Here is a 3,602-nt window from a genome sequence, read left to right as displayed (position 1 = left end):
GGCGAATGCTTGGCAGCCAACGAGTGTGCCGGAAACTGCCGATGAGGACGCCCGGACAGGACTAGCGGCACCTGACCCGCAGCATCCCGGTACCGGCGAACGAACCGGCATCCCTCAAGTTCCTAAGGCCCAGTGGAGCTCTACTCTGAACTCCCCTGGCGTGATGCCGGTCACGCATTCCGTCCGTGTAGAAAAAATTACGCCACAGAATTCATCTAGGCGAGCTGTTTATAGCTATTCGCGTGAGAACTTCAGGGCCACCTCTTCCCACCCCAGTTAACGTGTTGGAAACATTTGCAACCAAGGCCGCGAGCATCCATGCCGTGCCCGCGGTGCTAAAGTTTGGCACCTCAGGCTTGTGACTTGCGTCTCAAGCAAGCAAGCCGAGCGTGAGGGAAAGTTGGTACCTGGTGTCTGCACGTGCTGATCGGTTCATCACTCCCCGTTCTCCAGTGGAGGGTCTGAACCGCCGGAAACTCTCATTCCTGCCGGTATTTGCACAGGCGATAGCCGCGGTGGCGCCCGCGGGTGCCATGTCGGTCATTCCGGCTCTTGTCTTTCCGGGTCTTGTCTTTGGATCCAGTGGACCTAACCTGGTGCTGACATTCAGTGTGGCCATGGCGGTCATGGTTCTGGTTTCCTTCTGTCTGAGACCGATGGCAAAGCGCATGGCTGCAGTCAGCGGCCTCTACAGCTACACGGCGAAAGGACTTGGCCAGCGGACAGCAATTACCGCTGGCTGGTCCGCCATGTTCGGGTACGCCGCCGTCGCCATGGCCGGCCTACTGGTTGTCGGCACATATGTCGTTCAGCTGTTCATCAACCTTGGGGTGACCCCCGCAGACTCCAGAGTCGTCACTGTGCTCGTTATTCTTGCCACGGCGTCCGCCGCCTGTTTCCTCATGGTTAGGGGAATCCAGATATCCGCGTGGGCCACGCTGTTGATGGAGTCCATTTCAATTGGAGTCCTCGCCGTCCTCATGCTTGCTTACTTCACCTTTCACGCGCCGAAGGTTAACATCGAGAGCCTGTTTGTCTGGACCGGGAATTTAGACTTGTTACCAATCGGAATCGTCGTGGCTGTAAGTGCCTTTGTCGGCTTCGAAAGCCCGACCACACTGGGAGGCGAGGCGCAGCGGCCTTTCGTCAGCGTCCCAAGGGCCATCACATGGACCCCCATCATGGCGGGTGTGCTATATCTTTTGGCCGTAGTCTCCCAGGACGTGGCCCTCAAAGGGGCACCCCCAAACATCGTAGCCAGCTCCACTCCGTTGTCTGATTTGTTTTCCCAGACTTCCCCCGTGTTCGCCGCAGTCCTTGACCTGGGCATCGCAGCATCCTGGTTTGCGTGCACGATCGCTTCGGTGAATGCCCTTGCTCGGATAGTTTTCTGTATGGGAAGAGAAGGGGTTGCGCCGCGACTGTTCGGTAGCACGCATCCCGCCTTTCGAACCCCGTCCGCGGCAATCATTTGCGTAATGCCGGTAGTTGCCATGGTTCCAATCGCGATCATCATCTCTGGTACCAGTCCCGAGCGGGGCCTGGTGGACCTCTTCACTCTGGGCGCCTACGGCTACCTTGGCTCCTATATTCTGGCCAGCGCGTCCCTACCCTTCTTCCTGCGCCGAATAGGAGAAAACACTCACGTCAGCTGGATATTGGGAGCGGTATCCACCGTGACACTCGGGGCCGTGCTCTGGACGGCGGCGGCGGCATCAGTTCGCACAGGCAACCTGCAGGCTGTCATCTATGGTGGTGTCGTTCTCGGCAGCATCATTTATGCCACGTTCCTGCACCGCCGGCTACCCGAGCGTCTGGCGGCCGTGGGCATCTACGACGAGACCCGGGAATTAGACCTGTTTCGTGGCAGGCCCGACCGATGAACTACAGGGCAACGCATTCCAATGCAGCGTCAAACTCGTTCCGGATCCTGGAGATCGTGGCACGGCTCGGAACGGGGACTACGGCGAAAGAGATCACGAATGCTTTGCAGATGCCCCAGGCGACCGCCTACCGGATCCTGAATTCGCTCGTCGCGGACGAATATTTGGTCCGCACATCCAACCTCCGCGGATTCGCGCTCGGACACGCACTCTCAGGCCTGGTTACGGCAGCGACGCCCCCCACCGTTCCCACCGCCGCCCGAACCGTCATAGAGAAATTCCGGAGTGGAAACCGTTTTGCAGTGCACTTAATCATGTTCCGGAACGCTTCCCTCCGAATCGCAGATGAAGATCCCGATTATCCGCTCCACTCAGTATTCGAAATGCTTCGGTATCCACACAGCTCTGCCGCAGGGAAACTGATGCTTGCTGAACTTGCCGATTCCGCACCTCCATTCCCAAAACTGCCGCTGATGCAGCTGACACAGCACACCATCACGGACAGGGGTAAATTGGAGGAAGAACTCGCGGAAATAAGGATCAAGGGCGAGGCCTCGGAAATTAACGAATTAGAGCAAGGATCTGCCAGCCTGGCGCTTCCAGTAAGACTGCCTAACGAACCGGTCGGCGCAGCCCTTTGCCTCTCCAGTCCTGCAGAACGGTTCGGCATAATCTGCGAACACTCGGAAGCGGCCCGCGAGCTGACGTCACGACTGGCACCTTTGCTGTTCTGAATAGAAGTCGAAACGGAACGAGCCCGGCATTCCCTACGGCTGAATACCGACAGCCATAACCCAGTAACGCGGCCAACGCCAAACCGCAGAACTCGAGTACGCTTCGTGTCCGATTAGGCAAGGGATAACCGGGGTAGTCCATAAACCGGCCAGTCCGCTAATGCGGATCCGTGGAGGCTCTCTACCCACCTTCCCAGTGGCCGGTTGCGCCGGATCCGCCCTAGCGCCTTCGACAACCTCGATATGTCCTTACTGCGGGCTTCCGTTCAGGGTGTCGCGCTCAGCCCCGATAGTGGTGTTCTCACCATGGCCGGTGCGGACCACCGTTTCAGGCGGAAGGCTCAGCAGGCGTTCCCGAATCGAAGCAACAATCGTGTTGTAGTCGCTGTGGGAACGCCCCGTGGCGCCCGGACCGCCGTTGAACAGCGTGTCTCCAGTGAACACGGTTCCTTCGCTTTCCAGGTAGAAGCAGCTGGAGCCCGGAGAGTGGCCAGGGGTGTGGATGGCCCGCAGGGTTGCCCCGCCCACCTGGAACACGTCGCCGTCGGCCAGCTCCTGGTCCGGTTTGTGGTCCGGGTAGACCTGTTCCCACAGCATGAGGTCATCAGGGTGCAGATGGATGGGGGCATCCACTGCCGCCGCGAGTTCCCGCGCCGGGCCGATGTGGTCGTTGTGGGCGTGGGTCAGCAGGATGGCCAGGACCTTCCGGCCGCGGACCTGGTTGATGATCGCGCCTGCATCGTGCGGCGAATCGATGATCACGCACTCATCCTCGTTGCCCACAATCCAGACGTTGTTGTCCACGTCCCAAGTGCCGCCGTCGAGCGAGAACGTGCCCGAAGTGACGAGGTTTTCGATGGTGACGCTCATGAGAGCTCCTTCAGAGTCTGTAGTTCGACAACCGAGCGCAGGACCTTGCCGTCATGCATCTTGGCGAAGGCCTCCTCCACCTGGTCCATGCTGATCCGTTCGGTCACGAAGGCGT

Annotated in this window: 3 protein-coding genes and 1 pseudogene; 2 read left to right on the top strand and 2 right to left on the bottom strand. The window is 59.3% G+C overall.

The window, feature by feature from the left end; all coding sequences use genetic code 11:
• Window positions 1-410 precede the first annotated feature (410 nt).
• Window positions 411-1,883 carry an APC family permease gene (locus QCD75_RS21625; protein ID WP_301231585.1) on the top strand — a complete coding sequence of 491 codons (1,473 nt, stop codon included), beginning with the start codon at window positions 411-413 and terminating at the stop codon, window positions 1,881-1,883.
• On the top strand, window positions 1,880-2,617 hold the full coding sequence (locus tag QCD75_RS21620) for an IclR family transcriptional regulator (RefSeq protein WP_301231583.1): 738 nt from the start codon (window positions 1,880-1,882) through the stop codon (window positions 2,615-2,617). Before QCD75_RS21625 ends, QCD75_RS21620 begins: the two co-directional genes overlap by 4 nt.
• A 249-nt stretch (window positions 2,618-2,866) precedes the next feature.
• Here QCD75_RS21620 and QCD75_RS21615 read toward each other — a convergent pair whose 3' ends face one another.
• Complete coding sequence (locus QCD75_RS21615) at window positions 2,867-3,487, bottom strand: MBL fold metallo-hydrolase (protein ID WP_301231582.1); 621 nt, start codon at window positions 3,485-3,487, stop codon at window positions 2,867-2,869.
• Window positions 3,484-3,602 (bottom strand): annotated as a pseudogene (locus QCD75_RS21610) (S-(hydroxymethyl)mycothiol dehydrogenase); the annotation flags it as partial. The gene QCD75_RS21615 and the pseudogene QCD75_RS21610, both read right to left, overlap by 4 nt.

The organism is Arthrobacter sp. PsM3 (genome assembly GCF_030433895.1).
In the GTDB taxonomy this organism is placed as follows: Bacteria; Actinomycetota; Actinomycetes; order Actinomycetales; family Micrococcaceae; genus Arthrobacter.
The sequence above is the reverse complement of the archived record's forward strand: the minus strand, read 5'-3'. Positions and strand labels throughout refer to the sequence as shown.